This window comes from Streptococcus danieliae (assembly GCF_009767945.1).
Classification (GTDB): Bacteria; Bacillota; Bacilli; order Lactobacillales; family Streptococcaceae; genus Streptococcus; species Streptococcus danieliae.
This window is the reverse complement of sequence record NZ_WSRS01000116.1, coordinates 1-3,883: the sequence shown is the minus strand read 5'-3', so window position 1 is coordinate 3,883 and position 3,883 is coordinate 1. Positions and strand designations below refer to the sequence as shown.

At 45.8% G+C, this 3,883-nt stretch carries 1 protein-coding gene; it reads right to left on the bottom strand.

What is annotated here, in order from left to right; all coding sequences use genetic code 11:
• Positions 1 to 88 precede the first annotated feature (88 nt).
• Positions 89 to 3,883, bottom strand: a 3,795-nt coding sequence (locus E5983_RS08695; RefSeq protein ID WP_160333446.1) for a G5 domain-containing protein, incomplete at its 5' end; no start/stop codon positions are given.

Here is a 3,883-nt window from a genome sequence, read left to right as displayed (position 1 = left end):
TTCCACAAAACACTCATAACAACAAAGAGGCTGGGATCACTCCCAGCCTCTTTGGCTGTTTTGAAGTTCGATTAGACTTGATTGCGTCTTAGTCTTCTTCTTTTTTCTTTACTAGGGCTGCTCCTGCTAGGAGGCTAGCTGCTCCTGCTAGAGCTAGAGTTGCTCCTGATTCAGTTCCAGTTTCTGGAAGAACTTTCACTTCCGGACTTGCAGCTGTCGGTACTGGACAATCTACTGCTGGAACAACTGGACACTCTTCTACTGGTTTCATCGTTCCACGTTTAATCACACGCTTCACTGCTGGAATTTCTTCCTCAGTAACAACTTCTGTCACCTCACCAGTCTCTTCGTTCAGAGTGTAAGTTTTCTTGACGATCCGTTTGCCTTCACGTCCTTCTTCCACAACAAGTGTTGTACCTTCTGGCATAGTTGGATCATCAATGCATTCTTCCTCAAACGGAATCTTAGTTTCGATGACCACTGCCTTAACGCCGACACGGATCAGTTGATCCTGTGCTTCTTCAAGAACAGAGCCATTTGGATGGCGAACACCTTCCTTACCAGCTTGGTCTTCTACCTTCTGACCAGCTTCTAGTTGATCATCCGCTTTGTAGATAATCTTGAAGGCAATTGGACTTACTTGCCCAACTCCTCGACGGATAATCTTCACAACTGGATCCACAAGGACAACAGATGGTGTATCTGCAGTTACTTCACCATTTTGGATGTTCAAGGTGTAAGTGGTAGTTGTTGTCTTCGTTCCTGCAACGCCTTCTTGAACCAATACTTCTGGATCAGTTGGAAGCATCTTCGGATCTTCTTCATAGCGAACTTCAAAGGCTAGACTTTCAACCTCAACTTTTGGTTTCACGCCGACACGTACTTGACGAGCTATTGCAGCTGTTGTGATTTCTGATGTTTCTGGTTGAGCTACTGCTTGACCGGATTGTTCATCCAAAACATAGGTCTTCGTATAGGTACGAACACCTAAGCTTCCTTCAACATCAACAACTTGTTCACCAGCAAGGAGGCTATCATCTGCTGTGTAGATAACAGAGAAGTCAACTGCTTCCTGACGGTAGTCAGGAGCTGTTCCAACTTGAATCAATTCCACAACTGGGATACGGGTTACTTCTGCTGTTTCTGGTTGAGCAGCTACTTGCCCAGTCGCTCCATCCATGACATAGCGGGTTGTGTAAGTGCGAACCCCTGGAAGACCTTCAACCAAGATAGTCTGGCTATTTGACTTCTTCGTTACATCCGCAACATAGCGCGTCTTGAAGGCCACTTCTTCCTGACGATAAGTTGGAGCAGTTCCGACCTGGATAACTTCTGCAATCGGAAGACGAGTCACTTCTGCTGTTTCTGGTTGCGCAGTTACCTGACCAGCCTTATCCATCACATAGGTAGTTGTATAGGTACGGATACCTGGAACTCCTTCGGTGAAGACTGTTTGGCTAGCTGCAACCTTATCTGGATCGGCAACATAACGCGTCTTGAAGGCTACTTCTTCTTGACGATAGCTTGGAGCGGTTCCAACCTGGATAAGCTCATCAACTGGTTTCACGGTCACTTCTGACGTTTCTGGCTGCGCAGTTACTTGACCTGTCTTATCGTTCATGACATAAGTCGTTGTGTAAGTCCGAACGCCTGGAACTCCTGCAACAAGAATCGTCTTGGTTTCAGCTGGTTTTGTTGCATCCGCTACATAGTCTGTCACATAGGCTACTGCTGCTGTGCGACTTGTTGGACGAACACCAACTTGGATCAATTCATTCACAGCTTCCTTAGTGATCGTTCCATTTGGATGACGAACTCCTGTTTCACCAACAACAATTACACGAGCTTCACCAACACGAAGGGTTTCAGAAGCTACATAGTTTGTCTTGAAGGCTAGAGTTTCATTTTGACCGGTACCACGACGGATGAGTCGGTGAACTGCTGGCGTCACAACTTCTGTAGTTTCAGCTGTTACCTGCCCTGTTTGGTAGTTCAAGGTATAGACTGTTGTCTGAACAGATTTTCCAGTAAGACCTTCAACAAGAACAACCTCAGGATCTGTTGCTAGCATGCTGGCATCATCTTGGTAAGTTGTATTGAAAGCAAGTTCTGTTTCAACCACAACTGGACGAACACCGACTTGAACAACTTCTGTTACTGGAACTTGAAGGAGGCTTCCGTTTGGATGACGGAGTCCTGACTTACCGGCTACTGCCACTGCTTGCTCTCCGGCTGCAAGACTGCTAGAAGCGATGTAGATACGATCGGCTGGAACAGCTTCATCTTGGCCTGTTCCACGTTTCATGACACGATCAACAGCCGCTACTGTTTCAACAACTGGAGTCTGAGCCGTTACCAGACCTGTCATTTCATCCAGCTTATAGCTAGTTGTTGTCATACGACGACCCAATTTTCCTTCTTGAACAAGAACAAGAGCATCTTCCTTACGCATCATTGGATCATCTTCATAACGAGTTTGGAAAGCCAGTTCTTCTGTCACAACAAGTGGCTGCACACCGACTTGATAAACTTCAGCAATTGCTTCTTTCAACACGCTACCATTTGGATGAAGAACACCTGATTGACCTGCAGTCACGAGCAGTTTATCACCAGCAGGGAGATGGCTACTTGCCAAGTAGATCGTCTTGAATGGAATCGAAGACTCAGCACCAACACCACGCTTGATTATCCGGTTATTAGCTGGTGTTTCACGAATCTCAGGATTCTGAGCCGTCACTTCACCAGTTGTATTGTTCAAGCTGTAACGAGTAACGGTCACGCGTTGACCCACCAATCCTTCACGAACCAAAAGTTCTGGATCCTTGGCTGACATTGATGGATCTTCTTGGTAAATTGTTTCAAACGGCAAGGTTTCAATCACTTCAACCGGTTTTACACCAACTTGATAGACTTCGTTTACAGCTTCTTTTGTAACAGATCCATTTGGATGACGCACACCTGTTTGACCTTTCGTCACAAGTACACGCTCACCGGCTGGTAGTTCTAAGGCTGATAGATAAACCGTTTGGAATGGAAGGCTCGCCTCTGTTCCTGTACCTCGACGAATCACTTGATCAATCGCATCTGTTGTAACAACAATCGGTTCTTGAGGACTGACTTGACCAGTCTTGGCATCAAGACTGTAATTAGTCGTTGATACACGTTTCCCTTCACGTCCAGTAACAACTGTAACTTCTGGATCTGTCGCAAGCATTGTGGCATCATCCTGATACACAATCTTGAAGGTTAGCGTCTCAGTTTCAACAGTTGGTTTTGTTCCAACCTGAACAACTTCTTGAACAGCAGATTCCAATACTGAACCATTGGGATGACGGCGGCCTTTAACCCCTTTGGTCAAGACCCGATTCTCTCCAAGAGGCAATTCGACATTACTAATATAAGTAGTCTCATAGGTGATCTCTGTAGACGAACCAATGCCACGTTTCACAACTTTTTGAACAGCAGCTTTCACTTGCTCTGTCACTTCATCTGGTGAAACTTCTCCCGTAGCCGGATCCATACGGTAAGTGGTCGTAACTACCTTTTCTCCGTCTTGACCTTCAACAACAACTACCTCCGGATCTGTCGCAAGCATTGTTGCATCTTCTTCATAAACCGTTTCAAATGGAATTACTGAAGTTTCTACTTGGGGTTTCGTTCCTCGAGATTCGATGCGATTTCTAACCCCTTGAACCATCTCCACTACCGGATCATTAGCCGTTACTTCTCCAGTAGACTGATTCAACGTATAGGTCGTTGTTGTTCGCTCAATTCCGACAACTCCCGTCACCACAACCGACATGAATCCAACTTCTTCCGTGTCACGAGTCTCAAAAACCGTGCTAAATGGAATTTTTCTATCCTCTACCTTAGGCTTCGTTCC